The organism is Cupriavidus sp. DF5525 (assembly GCF_040149425.2).
GTDB lineage: Bacteria > Pseudomonadota > Gammaproteobacteria > Burkholderiales > Burkholderiaceae > Cupriavidus > Cupriavidus pickettii_A.
In genome coordinates this window covers 3199370-3214217 of sequence record NZ_CP168265.1, presented here as the reverse complement: position 1 = coordinate 3214217, position 14848 = coordinate 3199370, and the positions used below count along the sequence as shown (strand labels likewise).

General features: G+C 67.1%; 17 protein-coding genes. 12 read left to right on the top strand and 5 right to left on the bottom strand.

What is annotated here, in order from left to right; genetic code table 11:
* The first annotated feature begins 3 nt into the window (after window positions 1-3).
* The 4 genes from ABNX08_RS14945 (at window position 4) to ABNX08_RS14930 (ending at window position 1468) form a co-directional block, all read left to right on the top strand.
* Complete coding sequence (locus tag ABNX08_RS14945; RefSeq protein ID WP_022535883.1) at window positions 4-207, top strand: hypothetical protein; 204 nt, start codon at window positions 4-6, stop codon at window positions 205-207.
* A 126-nt stretch (window positions 208-333) separates the two neighbouring features.
* Complete coding sequence (locus ABNX08_RS14940; RefSeq protein ID WP_022535882.1) at window positions 334-750, top strand: YXWGXW repeat-containing protein; 417 nt, start codon at window positions 334-336, stop codon at window positions 748-750.
* 112 nt (window positions 751-862) lie between these two features.
* Entirely contained in the window at window positions 863-1087 is a 225-nt protein-coding gene (locus ABNX08_RS14935) for a hypothetical protein (RefSeq protein ID WP_022535881.1), read from the top strand.
* A gap of 93 nt (window positions 1088-1180) precedes the next feature.
* Entirely contained in the window at window positions 1181-1468 is a 288-nt protein-coding gene (locus ABNX08_RS14930) for a hypothetical protein (protein WP_041681102.1), read from the top strand.
* 47 nt (window positions 1469-1515) lie between these two features.
* Here the strand turns inward: ABNX08_RS14930 and ABNX08_RS14925 are convergent, their stop codons facing one another.
* From ABNX08_RS14925 to glpK, 4 genes are all read right to left on the bottom strand, one after another.
* The gene (locus ABNX08_RS14925) at window positions 1516-1896 is read right to left on the bottom strand and encodes a hypothetical protein (RefSeq protein WP_022535879.1); all 381 of its coding nucleotides are present in this window, start codon (window positions 1894-1896) and stop codon (window positions 1516-1518) included.
* Between the two features lie 83 nt (window positions 1897-1979).
* The gene (locus ABNX08_RS14920) at window positions 1980-2357 is read right to left on the bottom strand and encodes an MliC family protein (protein WP_022535878.1); all 378 of its coding nucleotides are present in this window, start codon (window positions 2355-2357) and stop codon (window positions 1980-1982) included.
* 78 nt (window positions 2358-2435) lie between these two features.
* Complete coding sequence (locus tag ABNX08_RS14915; protein ID WP_022535877.1) at window positions 2436-4040, bottom strand: glycerol-3-phosphate dehydrogenase/oxidase; 1605 nt, start codon at window positions 4038-4040, stop codon at window positions 2436-2438.
* A 63-nt stretch (window positions 4041-4103) separates the two neighbouring features.
* A complete protein-coding gene (gene glpK / locus ABNX08_RS14910) occupies window positions 4104-5675 on the bottom strand; it encodes a glycerol kinase GlpK (protein ID WP_022535876.1) in 1572 nt (523 codons plus the stop codon).
* Between the two features lie 56 nt (window positions 5676-5731).
* Between glpK and ABNX08_RS14905 the strand changes: the two genes are divergently transcribed.
* On the top strand, window positions 5732-6625 hold the full coding sequence (locus ABNX08_RS14905) for an NUDIX hydrolase family protein (protein ID WP_022535875.1): 894 nt from the start codon (window positions 5732-5734) through the stop codon (window positions 6623-6625).
* An 87-nt stretch (window positions 6626-6712) separates the two neighbouring features.
* The gene (gene purU, locus ABNX08_RS14900) at window positions 6713-7579 is read left to right on the top strand and encodes a formyltetrahydrofolate deformylase (RefSeq protein ID WP_022535874.1); all 867 of its coding nucleotides are present in this window, start codon (window positions 6713-6715) and stop codon (window positions 7577-7579) included.
* Window positions 7580-7670: 91 nt separating this feature from the next.
* On the opposite strand, the gene ABNX08_RS14895 is transcribed toward purU, so the two are convergent.
* Entirely contained in the window at window positions 7671-8441 is a 771-nt protein-coding gene (locus ABNX08_RS14895; RefSeq protein ID WP_022535873.1) for a DeoR/GlpR family DNA-binding transcription regulator, read from the bottom strand.
* A 156-nt stretch (window positions 8442-8597) separates the two neighbouring features.
* On the opposite strand from ABNX08_RS14895, the gene ABNX08_RS14890 reads away from it, so the two are divergent.
* The 6 genes from ABNX08_RS14890 to ABNX08_RS14865 all read left to right on the top strand — a co-directional run bounded on the left by ABNX08_RS14890 (window position 8598) and on the right by ABNX08_RS14865 (window position 14755).
* Complete coding sequence (locus ABNX08_RS14890) at window positions 8598-9734, top strand: ABC transporter ATP-binding protein (RefSeq protein WP_022535872.1); 1137 nt, start codon at window positions 8598-8600, stop codon at window positions 9732-9734.
* A gap of 1 nt (window position 9735) precedes the next feature.
* Window positions 9736-10842 carry an ABC transporter ATP-binding protein gene (locus ABNX08_RS14885; protein ID WP_022535871.1) on the top strand — a complete coding sequence of 369 codons (1107 nt, stop codon included), beginning with the start codon at window positions 9736-9738 and terminating at the stop codon, window positions 10840-10842.
* Window positions 10839-11723 carry a carbohydrate ABC transporter permease gene (locus tag ABNX08_RS14880; protein ID WP_022535870.1) on the top strand — a complete coding sequence of 295 codons (885 nt, stop codon included), beginning with the start codon at window positions 10839-10841 and terminating at the stop codon, window positions 11721-11723. Before ABNX08_RS14885 ends, ABNX08_RS14880 begins: the two co-directional genes overlap by 4 nt.
* Window positions 11716-12546, top strand: a complete 831-nt coding sequence (locus ABNX08_RS14875; RefSeq protein WP_022535869.1) for a carbohydrate ABC transporter permease — start codon at window positions 11716-11718, stop codon at window positions 12544-12546. Before ABNX08_RS14880 ends, ABNX08_RS14875 begins: the two co-directional genes overlap by 8 nt.
* Before the next feature lie 42 nt (window positions 12547-12588).
* A complete protein-coding gene (locus ABNX08_RS14870; RefSeq protein WP_022535868.1) occupies window positions 12589-12897 on the top strand; it encodes a DUF2160 domain-containing protein in 309 nt (102 codons plus the stop codon).
* A 130-nt stretch (window positions 12898-13027) separates the two neighbouring features.
* Window positions 13028-14755 (top strand): ABC transporter substrate-binding protein, encoded by a 1728-nt coding sequence (locus ABNX08_RS14865; protein ID WP_041681535.1) that lies wholly within the window; start codon window positions 13028-13030, stop codon window positions 14753-14755.
* The last annotated feature ends 93 nt before the right edge of the window (window positions 14756-14848 follow it).

Here is a 14848-nt window from a genome sequence, read left to right as displayed (position 1 = left end):
ATCATGGCAAGTGAATCCCGGCCCAACCTGAAAGCTTTCGTGCAGACCGCACCCCAGGCGGGGCGCTATGTGTGGATCATCGCGCTGGTTGACTTCGGCGCGCAGCAGATTCGCCGCGCCATCGTCTCGGATGACACCTTTACCACGGCTGACGCCGCGCGCGTCGCGGGCGAGGCCCAACTCAAGGCGATGGCTGAAGATCACTAGTCCGCCGGCGCGCGAGACACTGTTGCGCGCCGGCGTCGTTGTGATAATCGGAAACCCTTTCTTACATTGCGCGCCAAGGCGTGCGCGCTAGACTGTGCGCATGTTCCTCCACAAGAAAGGGCTTCCATGACACATCGCGTGCTCCGGCCCGCCAGGGCCATCCTGGTAGCAGCCGTGCTGGGCTCGGGCCTGACGTTCAGTGCCACGTCGATGGCCCAGGTGTCGGTCAATATTGCCATCGGCGTGCCACCGCCGGCCCCGATGTACGAGGTCGTGCCCGCGCCGCGCCCTGGCTATGTGTGGATGCCCGGCTACTGGGACTGGGACGACCACCACCACAAGCACGCCTGGAAGAAGGGCCGCTGGGATCGCGAGCGCCCCGGCTATGTCTATGAGTCGCCGCGGTGGATCCAGTCGCGCGACGGCTGGGTGCTGGTGCCTGGCCGCTGGGACCAGGGCGGGTACAAGGACCACAAGGATAAAGGCCACAAGGACAAGGGCTACCACTGCCCACCTGGCCACGCCAAGAAGGGCGAGTGCTGATCCGCCCGCCGGCCGGCGCCGCAAGGTGACGCCGGCCGGTACTGCCATGCTACGATCCCCGCCATGACTCCCGCGCCCGCACGGCGCATCGGCAGTGGCTCCGGAGGTAGCAATGGCAAAGCACGTCTTCACGCGCGCGCAGTATCTCGACATCCTCAATGACAGCCTGCGCAAGCATCCCGGCTGGCAGCCCGGCATGGCATTCGTGTTCCTGCCTCCCGGCGCGGACGCCAGCCAGGCCACGGCCGTGGGCTGCACCGGGCCGATGGACGCCATTTCCATATATGCGGAAATCCAGCGGGTGGCCGCCGAACTAATCGAGGTGTGCAACGACTAGGACCGGCCATGGCGCCGATGGCCTGGTGCTTTGGCGCCGGTGTGTGCCGGGGGTGCGTACAATACCGGCCTCGACAGACTTTCGGATGACGCCGTGAAGAAAACGGACCTGGAAAAAAACAAGGGCCTGAAGATCGCCAACAGCCTGAAGCAGGCTGGGGCGGGCCGGGGCGGTATCCCCGGTGGCGCCGCCGCGCGCCCGGACCGGCGCGAGCAGCGCCGGCTGGATCAGGAGCAGGGCCTGGTGCCCTTTGCGTGCAAGCTGGACGGCGCGCTGGCGAAGCGCCTGCAGGCGCTTGCCGCCGAGCACCCGGGCGGCATGACCGGGCTGCTCAATGAACTGCTGGGCGGCGCGCTGCCGCCGGAGCAGGGCGAGGGCTGATTACCGGGCGGCAGCCTAGGCCGCCGCCTGCCCGTGCCCCCGCAGCGTCAGTCCTCTTCTTCGTCGTCGAGGAATTCGCGACGCAGCATCCAGTTGGCGATGGCCTCGTCGCAGATGCGCTTGAACTTCTGCTTGTCCGGCATCTTGTCGAACAGGTGGAAGTTGACCAGCGCCATGCCGGCGTCGGTGATATAGAACATCCGGCTCGGGTCGTCGTCGTGGACGATGCGGCCGTCGATGGCGTCTTCCTCGCTTTCCGCCGGCATGTCTTCAAGCTCGACTACCCGGCAGGTGAAGCGCGGGCTGCGGGTGTGGGTCAGATACTCGAACTCGTCGTGCATGACCTCGCCGCCTTTGCCTGCGATAACGGCGAAGCCCCAGATAAAGCGGGGCATCGGCAGATCGGACAGATCTTCAATCTCGTCCATGGTGTTCTCCCTGATTCAATCCCCGCATTATCGCCCGGAACGCCGCTGCATCAAAAGAGGATGCAGTGCGACAGCGCCGGCCGCTAGGGTTTGGCGTGGCAGCCGCCCAGCGCGGGCGTGGCATTCTCGCCCTGCATCAGGTCGCGCAGCGTGCCTTCCTCGCCCTTGGTCCACCACTCGTAGCGCCCGCCGACATAGCGCGCGCCGGACGCCGACACGGTGGTGACCGCCAGCACCGGCTTGCCGTCAAGGCGGAATACGGCCGCCTGGTTGTCGGCGCTGTTGAAGTAGCGCACCGACAGTGTCTTGCCGCCGTCGCACTGGTAGTGCACGGTGCGCACCTCCTGGAAACGCACCCCGTCGATGCCGGGGGCGCGCGCGGCATGGGCGGTGGCACAGGCGCCAACAGTTGCCAGCAGTGCGAGGGTGCGAGCGAGGATCAGGGGCGGGCGGTTCGTCATCGGGTTGCCTTTGCGGAGGGGTTGCGTGCCGGGCAGGTCAGACGGGTGCCGGCGGCGGCAGTTCCGCCGGCGGCCCGCTCAGCCCAGCATGTAGCCGGCGGCAAGTGCGCGGAAGCTTTCGATCTCGCGCGCCTGCCAGGCTTCGTTCTCGCCGAGTTCCTCGGCCAGGATCGCGGCCACGGCCGGCGCGGCTGCCACGGCGGCGCGTGCGTCCAGGAACAGCACGCGGTTGCGGCGCGCCAGCACGTCCTCGACGCGCCGGGCCAGCTCGTGCCGGGCGGCGAAGCGCACATGGGCCTCGGTCAGCCCGGACGCGGGCGCCAGCATCCGGTCGTAGCCGGGCAGGGCGCGCAGCGTTTCCAGCTCGTTGCCGTAGTAGCGGTCCGGCGATACCGAGTCCGGCGGCGGCAGGTCCGACGGCAGGCCCGCGGCGCCGTGCAGGGGCAGTTCGGCGGTCACGCAGGGCGCGGCGCGCACCATCTGGCGCTGGATCGCGGTTTCGATCACGTCCTCGGCCATCTTGCGGTAGGTGGTCCACTTGCCGCCGGTGACGGTGATCAGACCGGCCTTGGACACCAGGATCGTATGCTCGCGCGACAGCGATGCGGTCGACGCCTCGCCGGTGGCTTTGACCAGCGGCCGCAGCCCGGCCCAGACGCTGGTGACGTCGGCGCGCGTGGGATCCTTGGCCAGGTAGCGCGATGCGGTCTCCAGGATGAAATCGACATCGTCAGCGCCGGCGTCCGGTTCCAGCGGCAGGTCGCGGCGCGGCGTGTCGGTGGTGCCGACGATGGTGTGGCCGTTCCACGGCACCACGAACAGCACGCGCCCGTCGTCGGTCTTGGGGATCAGGATGGCGCGCCCTCCGGGATTGAAGCTGCGCGGCAGCGTCAGGTGCACGCCCTGGCTGGGCGCGACCATGGTGCGCGCGTGGCCGTCTTCCATCTGGCGGATGGCGTCGACCCAGACCCCGGTGGCATTGATCACGCAGTCCGCGCGCAGCCGGAAGGTGGCGTCGCCCAGCACGTCCTGCACCGTGACGCCGCTGATCACGCCGCCTTGCTGGCTCAGTCCGGTCACGCGCATATAGTTGACCGCGGTGCCGCCGACGTCGAACAGCGTGCGCATCAGCGCCACCGCCAGCCGCGCATCGTCGAACTGGCCATCGAAGTACAGGTTGCCGCCGCGCAGCGGACGTCCGCTGACATGCTCGGCCAGGTTGGGCGCCGCGGCCAGCACCTCGCGGTGGTTCAGCCAGCGGCTGCCGGCCAGGTTGAGGTTGCCGGCCAGCATGTCGTAGACCTTCAGGCCGATGCCGTAGAAGGGCTGGTCGAACATCTGGTACGCCGGTACCACGAAACCCAGCGGCCACACCAGGTGCGGGGCGTTGCGCGCCAGCAGGCCGCGCTCGTGCAGTGCCTCGCGCACCAGGCTGATATTGCCCTGGGCCAGGTAGCGCACGCCGCCATGGACCAGCTTGGTGGCCTTGCTCGAGGTGCCTTTGGCAAAATCGGCGGCTTCGACCAGCAGCGTGCGGTAGCCGCGCGAGGCGGCGTCGACCGCGGTGCCGAGGCCGGTGGCGCCGCCGCCGATGACGATCACGTCCCAGCGCGGCTCGCGCTCCAGGGTGGCGAGCAGGGCGGCGCGCTTGGGGGGCTCGATCGGTGTGGTGATTCTTTGCATGACGCTTATCGGGGGTGTGTGCTGGTTGGCTGGCGTTGTAGCGAAAAAGGGAAAAGGCGGCCGTCAGCCGTGGCCGCCGCGCTCGGCCTCGTCCTCGCGTGCCCAGTCGCGCGAGCGGTCCACGGCGCGATGCCAGCGCGCAAGCCGGTGGCCGCGCTCGTCGGCCGACAGGTGCGGCTCGAAGCGCTGTTCCACCTGCCATTGCTGCGCGATCTGCGACGGGTCGCTCCAGTAGTCGGTGGCCAGGCCGGCCAGGTAGGCGGCGCCCAGCGCGGTGGTCTCGGTCACGCGCGGGCGTACCACCGGGGTGCCGAGCAGGTCCGCCTGCATCTGCATCAGCAGATCGCTGCGCGAGGCGCCGCCGTCCACGCGCAGCTCTGCCAGCGAGATGCCGGCGTCCTTCTGCATGGCCTCGAGCACGTCCACGCTCTGCAGCGCGATCGACTCCAGCGCCGCGCGCGCGATCTGCGGCCGGCCCGTGCCGCGCGTCATGCCGACCAGCGTGCCGCGCGCAAAGGCGTCCCAGTGCGGCGCGCCCAGGCCGGCAAAGGCGGGTACCAGCACCACGCCGCCGGTGTCGTCGCACTGGCGCGCCAGCGGCTCGACCTCGGGCGCACTGTTGATGATCTTGAGTCCGTCGCGCAGCCACTGGATGGTGGCGCCGCCCATGAACACGCCGCCTTCCAGGCAATACTGGGTCTGGCCGCCGAACTGCCAGCCGATGGTGGTCAGCAGCCGGTTGTGCGAAGTCACTGGCTGCGACCCGGTATTCATCAGCAGGAAGCAGCCGGTGCCATAGGTGTTCTTGGCCATGCCGGGCGACAGGCAGGCCTGGCCGAAGGTCGCGGCCTGCTGGTCGCCGGCGATGCCGGCAATCGGGATCTCCACGCCGAACAGGCGCGCCGAGGTCCGCGCCACCTCGCCGCTGGACGGCACCACCTCGGGCAGCAGCGCGTGCGGGATGTCGAGCAGCGCCAGCAGCGCGTCGTCCCACGCGAACGTGTGGATGTTGAACAGCATCGTGCGCGAGGCGTTGGAGGCGTCGGTGACATGGCGCGCACCGTCGGTCAGTTGCCAGATCAGCCAGGTGTCGACGGTGCCGAAGGCCAGCTCGCCGCGCTGGGCGCGCTCGCGCGCGCCCTCGATGTTGTCGAGCATCCAGCGCAGCTTGGTGCCGGAGAAGTAGGCGTCGATGATCAGGCCGGTCTTTTCGCGGAACAGCTCGCCGTGGCCGGCGGCCTGCAGCGCCTCGCACATCGGCGCGGTGCGGCGGTCCTGCCAGACCAGCGCGCGCCCGACCGGCTCGCCGGTCTTGCGGTCCCACAGCACGGTGGTCTCGCGCTGGTTGGTGATGCCGATGGCGCGCACCTGCGAGGCCGAGATGCCGGCATCGGACAGCACCGCGTGCGCCACCGCCAGCTGCGACTGCCAGATTTCGTAGGGGTCGTGCTCGACGTGGCCGGGATGTGGGTAATATTGGCGGAACTCGCGCTGCGCCAGCCGCACCACGTTGCCCTCATGGTCGAACAGGATGGCCCGCGAGCTGCTGGTGCCCTGGTCGAGCGCCAGCACGTACTGCGACTCGGCGGACTGGGGCGGGGCGGGGCGCTGCGCCTGCGCTGCTTGCTGGTTCATGCGTTCAATCCTGAAAATGACAAGGCGCGCCGGCCCAGCCGGCGCCTGGATTCGTGATGGCCAAAATGACTTCGATGCAGCCTGGGGACCTCGCCGGCGATGGTGCCGATGCCAGCCACGCCGTGCGGATCGCCGCGTCGCTGGCGGCGCGAAGCTGCTTCGATGCCGCCAGCAAGCTGCGCCTGATGGTGGCCGGACAGCAGGTCGGCTGGCTGCCGCGTGCGCATGCCGGCATCCTGCGCGGCATGGGCTGCATCCTCGGACCTGAAGACGACGCTGCTGCCGCGGAGCTGCTGCCTGGGCGCAATGATTTCGACGTGCGCAGCGCCGCGCTGGAAGCGCTGGCGCACCGACTTGCCGATGCAGGGCATGTGCGCGGCTGGCGCCATGAACTGTTCGCGGTCACCCCGGCGCTGGACGCGCCCGCGGTGGCCGTGGTGGAGCGAGCGGTGGCGCGCTTTCTCGGGCTGCTGACCTTCGCCTCGCACATGAACGGCATCGTTGATGGTGAGGTCGACGGCGGCCCCGCGCTGTGGATCTCGCGGCGCAGCCCCGCCAAGGCGGTCGACCCCGGCATGTGGGACAACTTGGTCGCCGGTGGCATGCCGCACGGCAGCGATCCGTTGGCGACTCTGGTGCGCGAGTGCGAGGAAGAATCCGGCATCCCGCCCGCGCTGGCGCAGGGCGCGCAGGCGCACGGCATGATCGAGGTCCTGCGCGACCTGCCCGAAGGCGTGCAGTGGGAACAGGTCTACGTCTATGATCTGCTGCTGCCGCCCGCCTTCACCCCGCGCAACCAGGATGGGGAGGTTAGCGAACACAGGCGCGTCGGCCTGCCCGCATTGCTTGCTATCATGGCGAGCGGCGCCATGACGGTCGATGCGACACTGGTGACGCTGGATGCCCTTCGCCGGCGCGGCTGGCTCGGCAGCGATGATCGTCGCGCCTGAGGCGGTGCCGCGGTTTTCTTCCCCGCGGACCACGCTGACCTGAGTTTCCCGGCCCCGCGCCGCGCCCCTCCGACAGAACAACACATCATGAGCAACACCGGATTCATCCTGACCCTTTCGTGCCCTGACCAGCCGGGCATCGTCCACGCCGTTTCGGGCCTGCTGTTCCAGCACGGCTGCAATATCGTCGATTCGGACCAGTACGGTGACGAGTACGCCGGCCGTTTCTTTATGCGGGTGCACTTCATGCCCGCCGCCGGCGGCCCGGACCTGGACACACTGAAGGCCGCGTTCGCGCCGGTGGGCGACCAGTTCGGCATGCAGTGGGAGCTGAACGACGCCGCGGTCAAGCCGCGCGTGATGATCATGGTGTCCAAGATCGGCCACTGCCTGAACGACCTGCTGTTCCGCGCCAAGGTGGGCGGCCTGCCGGTCGAGATCGCGGCCATCGTGTCGAACCATCGCGACTTCTACCAGCTGGCCGCGTCGTACGACGTGCCGTTCTTCCACCTGCCGCTGATGAACGCGTCGGCCGAACAGAAGGTAGCGCAGGAGGCGCGCGTGTTCGAGGTGGTGGAAGAGCAGAAGATCGACCTGGTGGTGCTGGCGCGCTACATGCAGGTGCTGTCCGACAACCTGTGCCGCAAGCTGGCAGGGCGCGCGATCAATATCCATCACTCGTTCCTGCCCAGCTTCAAGGGCGCCAAGCCGTACTACCAGGCGCACGATCGCGGCGTGAAGCTGATCGGCGCCACCGCGCACTACGTTACCGCCGAGCTGGACGAAGGTCCGATCATCGAGCAGGAAATCGAGCGCGTCGACCACAGCATGGATCCGGAGCAACTGACAGCAGTGGGCCGCGACGTGGAATGCGTGGCGCTGGCGCGCGCGGTCAAGTGGCACGCCGAACGCCGCGTCCTGCTGAACGGCCACAAGACTGTGGTGTTCAAGTAAGTCCTTCATCCCGGCGTTCCCGCATGCGGGGGAGCGCTGCGTGCGCAACGCCGCCACATCCCCGCCTGCGCGGGGATGCCGTACGTGCGGCTCACTCCCGCCCCGCCACCACACACTTCACCCCACTGTCGGCCAGGATCTGGTCGAACGGCGCCGCCAGCGGCTCGTCGGTAAAGAACCGGTCGACCTGCGACACATGCGCAAGCTCAACCATCGCCTGGCGGTTGAACTTGCTGGCGTCCGCCGCCAGCCACACTTCGCGTGAATGCTCGATGATGGTCCGCGCCACCTTGACCTCGCGGAAGTCATAGTCGCGCAACGTACCGTCGGTCTCGATCCCCGAGATGCCGATCAGCCCGATATCCACCTTGAACTGCCGGATGAATTCCAGCGTGGCCTCGCCCACGATGCCGCGGTCGCGCGAGCGCAGCACGCCGCCGGCAACGATGACCTCGCAATCGGGGTTGTCGGCCAGGATGTTGGCCACGTTCAGGTTGTTGGTGATCACGCGCAGCCCGCGATGGTGCATCAGCCCGCGCGCAATCTCTTCCACCGTGGTGCCGATGTTCAGGATCAGCGAACAGCCTTCCGGCACCGCCGCGGCCACCGCGCGCGCAATGCGCACTTTGCCTTCCGCGTTGAGCACCTGCCGCTGCCGGTAGGCGATGTTCTCGGTGGTGGAGCCTTCCACCCGCACGCCGCCGTGAAAGCGCGCCAGCATGCCGGTCTCGGCCAGCAAATTGACGTCGCGGCGCACCGTCTGGAGCGTCACGCCGAACTTGCGCGCAAGTTCGTCGATGGAGGCAAAGCCCTGGCTGCGGACTTCTTCGAGCAGGGCGGTCTGGCGGGGATTAAGGGTCATGCCGGGATTCTAGTTCAAACAGAAACGAAAACAAATGATGCGCTGCACTATTGTTTTATGTTCGTTTTATTGCTAAAACGAGCGTAAAGCCAAGATCTGTGCGCATGCGTCATGCGAAAGCGGTGATGTGGAAAGCATATCGAACATGGAGACCGGATGCAGCTTCGTTTGGAAGGCGTCGCACAGCAGGTGGGTTCGCAGGCGTATCTCTATCCGATGACGCTCGCGCCGGTCTCCGGCGCGGTAACCATCCTGCTGGGCGCCACGCAGGCGGGCAAGACCTCGCTGATGCGTGTGATGGCGGGGCTGGACCGACCCAGCGCGGGCCGCGTGACGGTGGACGGCCACGATGTGACCGGCATGGCGGTGCGCGAGCGCAACGTGTCGATGGTGTACCAGCAGTTCATCAACTACCCGTCGATGAAGGTGTTCGACAACATCGCCTCGCCGTTGCGGCTGCGCCGCCGGGCCCCGGCTGCCGACATTGCCGCGCATGTGCGCGACCTGGCGGCGCGGCTGCATATCGACCACCTGCTCGACCGCTACCCGGCGGAGCTGTCCGGCGGCCAGCAGCAGCGCGTGGCGCTGGCGCGCGCGCTGGCCAAGGAGGCGCCACTGATGCTGCTGGACGAGCCCCTGGTCAACCTCGACTACAAGCTGCGCGAGGAATTGCGCGAAGAGCTGGCCCAGCTGTTCGCGCACGGCGACGCCACCGTGATCTACGCCACCACCGAGCCGGGCGAGGCCCTGCTGCTGGGCGGCCATACTGCGGTGCTGGACGCCGGCGAGCTGCTGCAGTACGGCCCGACTCCCGAGGTCTTCCACTATCCCGACTCGCTGCGCGTGGCGCGCGCATTCAACGATCCGCCGATGAACCTGGTCGAGGGCATGCTGCGGGGCGGCTGGGTCACGCTGGCCGGTGACATTTCGGTGCCGGTGCCCGGCGTGGGCGGCCATGACGGCCCGGTTACCCTGGGCGTGCGCGCCTCGGCGCTGCGGCTCGCGGGCGAGTCCGGTTCGGTGGCGGTGCCCGGGCGCGTGGCGCTGGCCGAGCTTTCCGGCTCCGATACCTTTGTCCATGCCGATACGCCGGTGGGCAACCTGGTGGCGCAGTTCGCCGGCGTGCTCGACCTGCAGCTGGGCGAACCGATCTCGCTGCACCTGCTGCCGGAGCAGATCTACCTGTTCGACGCTGGGGGGCGCCGCATCCATGCGCCGCGGCGGCCCGGCGGGCTGGCGGTCGACGTGCCGGGCGGCGGCGCCGGTGCAGCTGGTGCTGCGGCAGGGGGCTGACATGGCACGCATCGACCTGGATCTCGCGCATTCCTACGTGCCCGATCCGCGCACGGACGAAGACTACGCGCTGCTGCCGCTCAAATTTACTTTCGAAGACGGCGGCGCCTACGCACTGCTGGGCCCGTCGGGCTGCGGCAAGACCACGCTGCTGAACTGCATCTCCGGACTGCTGCGGCCCTCGCACGGCACCATCGCCTTCGACGGCCGCGACGTCACCGCAGCCACGCCGCAGGCGCGCAACATCGCCCAGGTGTTCCAGTTCCCCGTGATCTACGACACCATGACCGTCGGCGAAAACCTGGCCTTCCCGCTGCGCAACCGCGGCGTGGCCGAGGCGCAGGTGCGCGAGCGGGTAGGGCGTGTGGCCGAGATGCTGGACCTGTCGTCCACGCTCGACCGCCGCGCCAGCGGCCTGGCCGCCGACGCCAAGCAGAAGATCTCGCTCGGCCGCGGGCTGGTGCGGCACGACGTGTCGGCCATCCTGTTCGACGAGCCGCTGACCGTGATCGACCCGCAACTCAAATGGCAGCTGCGGCGCAAGCTCAAGGAGATCCACCACGAATTCCGCCTGACGCTGATCTACGTGACCCATGACCAGACCGAGGCGCTGACCTTTGCCGACCAGGTGGTGGTGATGTCGCGCGGCAAGGCGGTGCAGGTGGGACCGGCCGATGCGCTGTTCGAGCGGCCGGCGCATACCTTCGTCGGGCATTTCATCGGCTCGCCGGGCATGAACTTCCTGACCGGCCAGTGGCGCGATGACGCGGTCGAGCTGGCCGGGCGCCGCTACACCCCGACGCTGACGCCTTCGGTAGAGGCCGCGCTGCGCGCAGCGGGCAGCTTCCGCATCGGCGTGCGGCCGGAATACCTGAACCTGGCACCGGAGCGCGACGCGCAGGCGGTGCCGGTGCGCGTGGAGCGCGCGCAGGACATCGGCACCTACTGGCTGCTGACCGGCACCGTACACGAGGCCGGCGGCCAGGCCGGCACATTGCGCGCGCGGCTCGGCACTGAAGCCGCCAGCCTGCGCGCGGGCGACACCGCCTGGCTGTCGCTGTTCAACCGCCATACCTGCTACTACGTCAACGAGGAACTGGTGTCATGAAGCCCGTCAACCAGAAGGCCTGGCTGCTGGTGTTGCCGGTGGTGGTGTGCGTGGCGTTCTCCGCCATCCTGCCGCTGATGACCATCGTCAATTACTCGGTGCAGGACATCATCTCGCCGGAGCGGCGCGTGTTCGTCGGCACGGAATGGTTCCGCACCGTGCTGCGCGACGGCGAGTTGCATGATGCGTTGCTGCGCCAGCTGGGTTTTTCGCTGGCGGTGCTGCTGGTGGAGATCCCGCTTGGCATCCTGCTGGCGCTGTCGATGCCGGCCAAGGGCTGGAAGGCGTCGGCGGTGCTGGTGATCATCGCGCTGTCGCTGCTGATCCCGTGGAACGTGGTCGGCACCATCTGGCAGATCTTCGGGCGCACCGATATCGGCTTGCTCGGTGCCACGCTCGAGGCGATGGGCTTCGACTACAACTACACCGGCAGCGCCTTCGATGCCTGGGTCACGGTGCTGGTGATGGACGTCTGGCACTGGACGCCGCTGGTGGCGCTGCTGTGCTACGCCGGCCTGCGCGCCATCCCGGACGCCTACTACCAGGCCGCGCAGATCGACGGCGCGTCGCGGCTGGCGGTGTTCCGCTATATCCAGCTGCCCAAGCTGCGCGGGGTGTTGATGATCGCAGTGCTGCTGCGCTTCATGGACAGCTTCATGATCTATACCGAGCCGTTTGTGCTGACCGGCGGCGGCCCCGGCAACGCCACCACGTTCCTGTCGCAATACCTGACGCAGAAGGCCGTGGGCCAGTTCGACCTGGGCCCGGCGGCGGCGTTCTCCATCGTCTATTTCCTGATCATCCTGCTCATGTGTTTCATCCTCTATAACTGGATGCAGCGCGCGGGCACCGCCGGCAGCGAGGACATGCCCCATGGCTGATATGCGCACCCCCGCCAACCGCGCCACCTGGTGGCGCGCCGGTTTCCTGCTGGTCTACCTGCTGTTCGCCTTCGTGCCGATCTACTGGATGGTGAACATGTCGTTCAAGACCAACGAGGAGATCGTGTCCACGTTGTCGCTGTGGCCGGCGGAATTCACGCTGCAGCACTACAAGACCATCTTTACCGATCCGTCCTGGTATTCGGGCTACGTCAACTCGATGATCTACGTGGCGATGAACACGGTGATCTCGATCTCCGTGGCGCTGCCGGCGGCCTATGCCTTCTCTCGCTACCAGTTCATCGGCGACAAGCATGTCTTTTTCTGGCTGCTGACCAACCGCATGACGCCGCCCGCGGTGTTCCTGCTGCCGTTCTTCCAGCTCTACAGCACTATCGGGCTGATGGACACGCACCTGGGCGTTGCGCTGGCGCACCTGGTGTTCAACGTGCCGCTGGCGGTGTGGATCCTGGAAGGCTTTATGTCGGGCGTGCCCCGCGAGATCGACGAGACCGCCTATGTGGACGGCTACTCGTTCCCGCGCTTCTTCCTGACCATCTTCCTGCCGCTGATCAAGGCCGGCGTGGGCGTGGCGGCGTTCTTCTGCTTCATGTTCAGCTGGGTCGAGCTGCTGCTGGCACGCACGCTGACCTCGGTCAACGCCAAGCCGATCGTGGCCACCATGACGCGCACGGTGTCGGCCTCGGGCATGGACTGGGGCGTACTGGCCGCGGCCGGCGTGCTGACCATCGTGCCGGGTGGCATCGTGATCTGGTTCGTGCGGCACTACATCGCGAAGGGCTTTGCGATGGGCCGCGTGTGAGTGCATGGATCAACGCTAGTCACATCAAGAGGAGACGGCGCAATGCTGAGCTGGATGGTCTGGACGACGCCGGTAGCGGTGTTCTTCGGCTGCATCGTGGTCATGCTGATCGGCATGACCATCTGGGAAATACGCGCGCCTTCGGTGCTGCGCAAAGGCTTTCTCCCGATCGCTACCACACGCGGCGACCGCTTGTTTATCGGCCTGATGTGCGCGGCCTGGGTCAACCTCGCGTGGGTCGGGCTGGGCGAGAAAGTCACTGCTTGGCTGTCGTTGGGGGAAGAGCCGTCGGTCTGGATCAGCTTCGGGGTGTCGATGCTGGTGCTGGCGCTGATCATGCGCAAGGGCTGAGGACGGCCAGGTTTGATGGAAGGTTGTTTGCAGGATTGACGGGAATTTGCGGCTTATCCCTGCCCCGGGGCCGCCACCCAGACCATAGCCGGGGAGGGGAAATCTTGAGGAGACGTCGATGAGAGTGCACGTGAAGTTGGGGATGTCAGCCCTTGCCTGCGCGGCGGCGCTGGCTTGCGGGTCCGCGTGGGCGGGCGAGGCGGAAGCGAAGAAGTGGATCGACAACGAGTTCCAGCCCTCGTCGCTGGCCAAGGACAAGCAGCAGGCGGAAATGAAGTGGTTTATCGATGCCGCCGCCAAGCTCAAGGCCAAGGGTGTCACGCAGATCAGCGTCGTCTCCGAGACCATCACCACGCACGAATACGAATCCAAGACGCTGGCCAAGGCGTTCGAGGAGATCACCGGCATCAAGGTCAAGCACGACCTGATCCAGGAAGGCGACGTGGTCGAGAAGCTGCAGACCTCGATGCAGTCCGGCAAGTCCATCTACGACGGCTGGATCTCGGACTCGGACCTGATTGGCACGCACTACCGCTATGGCTCGATCCTGCCGCTGACCGACTACATGAACGGTACCGGCAAGGAATGGACCAACCCGGGGCTGGACGTAAAGGACTTCATCGGCACCAAGTTCACCACCGCACCGGATGGCAAGCTGTACCAACTGCCCGACCAGCAGTTCGCCAACCTTTACTGGTTCCGCGCCGACTGGTTCGCGCGCAAGGACCTGCAGGACAAGTTCAAGGCCAAGTACGGCTATGACCTGGGGGTGCCGACCAACTGGTCCGCCTACGAAGATATTGCCAACTTCTTCAGCAACGACGTGAAGGAACTCGACGGCAAGAAGGTCTACGGCCATATGGACTACGGCAAGAAGGACCCGTCACTGGGTTGGCGCTTCACCGACGCCTGGCTGTCGATGGCCGGTACCGCCGACAAGGGCCTGCCCAACGGCATGCCGGTCGATGAATGGGGCATTCGCGTGGGCGACGACAAGTGCACGCCGGTCGGCGCCTCGGTCTCGCGCGGCGGCGCCACCAACAGCCCGGCGGCGGTCTATGCCCTGACCAAGTACATCGACTGGATGAAGAAGTACGCCCCGCCGCAGGCGATGGGCATGACCTTCTCCGAGGCCGGCCCGGTGCCGGCGCAGGGCCAGGTCGCGCAGCAGATCTTCTGGTACACCGCATTCACCGCGGACATGACCAAGAAGGGCCTGCCAGTGGTCAATGCCGACGGCTCGCCCAAGTGGCGCATGGCCCCGTCGCCATATGGCCCGTACTGGAAGCAGGGCATGCAGAACGGCTACCAGGACGTGGGCTCGTGGACCTTCTTCAAAAGTACCGACCCCAACAAGCTGGCGGCGGCCTGGTTGTACGCACAGTTCGTCACGTCCAAGACGGTGTCGCTGAAGAAGTCGCTGACCGGGCTGACCTTTATCCGCGACAGCGACATCCACCACGACTACCTGACCAAGAACGCGGCCAAGTACGGCGGCCTGGTCGAGTTCTACCGCAGCCCGGCGCGCGTCGCCTGGACGCCGACCGGCACCAACGTGCCTGACTATCCCAAGCTCGCCCAGCTGTGGTGGAAGAACGTCGCCACCGCGGTCACCGGCGAGAAGACCCCGCAGGCCGCGATGGACACGCTGGCCGAGGAAATGGACCAGGTAATGGCCCGGCTGCAGCGCGCCGGCATGAGCAACTGCGCGCCCAAGCTCAACCCGAAGGGCGATCCGGCCAAGTGGCTGTCCACCGAACACGCGCCGTGGAAGAAGCTGGACAACGAAAAGCCGAAGGGAGAAACCATTCCCTACGACAAGCTGCTGCAGGCGTGGAAAGAAGGGCGGGTGCGATAAGCTGGCCGGAGCGGGCCTCGGGGTCTGCTCCGCGCACCTGATCGACTGCAACGGGCGCCGCTGGCGCCCGTTGACTTTCGTGCTGTCCTGCGC

Excerpts from the sequence above, each read along its gene's own strand:
- ABNX08_RS14945 (WP_022535883.1), top strand. The coding sequence starts at position 4 with ATGGCAAGTGAATCCCGGCCCAACCTGAAAGCTTTCGTGCAGACCGCA.
- ABNX08_RS14940 (WP_022535882.1), top strand. The coding sequence starts at position 334 with ATGACACATCGCGTGCTCCGGCCCGCCAGGGCCATCCTGGTAGCAGCC.
- ABNX08_RS14935 (WP_022535881.1), top strand. The coding sequence starts at position 863 with ATGGCAAAGCACGTCTTCACGCGCGCGCAGTATCTCGACATCCTCAAT.
- ABNX08_RS14925 (WP_022535879.1), bottom strand. The coding sequence starts at position 1,896 with ATGGACGAGATTGAAGATCTGTCCGATCTGCCGATGCCCCGCTTTATC.
- ABNX08_RS14920 (WP_022535878.1), bottom strand. The coding sequence starts at position 2,357 with ATGACGAACCGCCCGCCCCTGATCCTCGCTCGCACCCTCGCACTGCTG.
- ABNX08_RS14915 (WP_022535877.1), bottom strand. The coding sequence starts at position 4,040 with ATGCAAAGAATCACCACACCGATCGAGCCCCCCAAGCGCGCCGCCCTG.
- glpK (WP_022535876.1), bottom strand. The coding sequence starts at position 5,675 with ATGAACCAGCAAGCAGCGCAGGCGCAGCGCCCCGCCCCGCCCCAGTCC.
- ABNX08_RS14905 (WP_022535875.1), top strand. The coding sequence starts at position 5,732 with ATGGCCAAAATGACTTCGATGCAGCCTGGGGACCTCGCCGGCGATGGT.
- purU (WP_022535874.1), top strand. The coding sequence starts at position 6,713 with ATGAGCAACACCGGATTCATCCTGACCCTTTCGTGCCCTGACCAGCCG.
- ABNX08_RS14895 (WP_022535873.1), bottom strand. The coding sequence starts at position 8,441 with ATGACCCTTAATCCCCGCCAGACCGCCCTGCTCGAAGAAGTCCGCAGC.
- ABNX08_RS14890 (WP_022535872.1), top strand. The coding sequence starts at position 8,598 with ATGCAGCTTCGTTTGGAAGGCGTCGCACAGCAGGTGGGTTCGCAGGCG.
- ABNX08_RS14885 (WP_022535871.1), top strand. The coding sequence starts at position 9,736 with ATGGCACGCATCGACCTGGATCTCGCGCATTCCTACGTGCCCGATCCG.
- ABNX08_RS14880 (WP_022535870.1), top strand. The coding sequence starts at position 10,839 with ATGAAGCCCGTCAACCAGAAGGCCTGGCTGCTGGTGTTGCCGGTGGTG.
- ABNX08_RS14875 (WP_022535869.1), top strand. The coding sequence starts at position 11,716 with ATGGCTGATATGCGCACCCCCGCCAACCGCGCCACCTGGTGGCGCGCC.
- ABNX08_RS14870 (WP_022535868.1), top strand. The coding sequence starts at position 12,589 with ATGCTGAGCTGGATGGTCTGGACGACGCCGGTAGCGGTGTTCTTCGGC.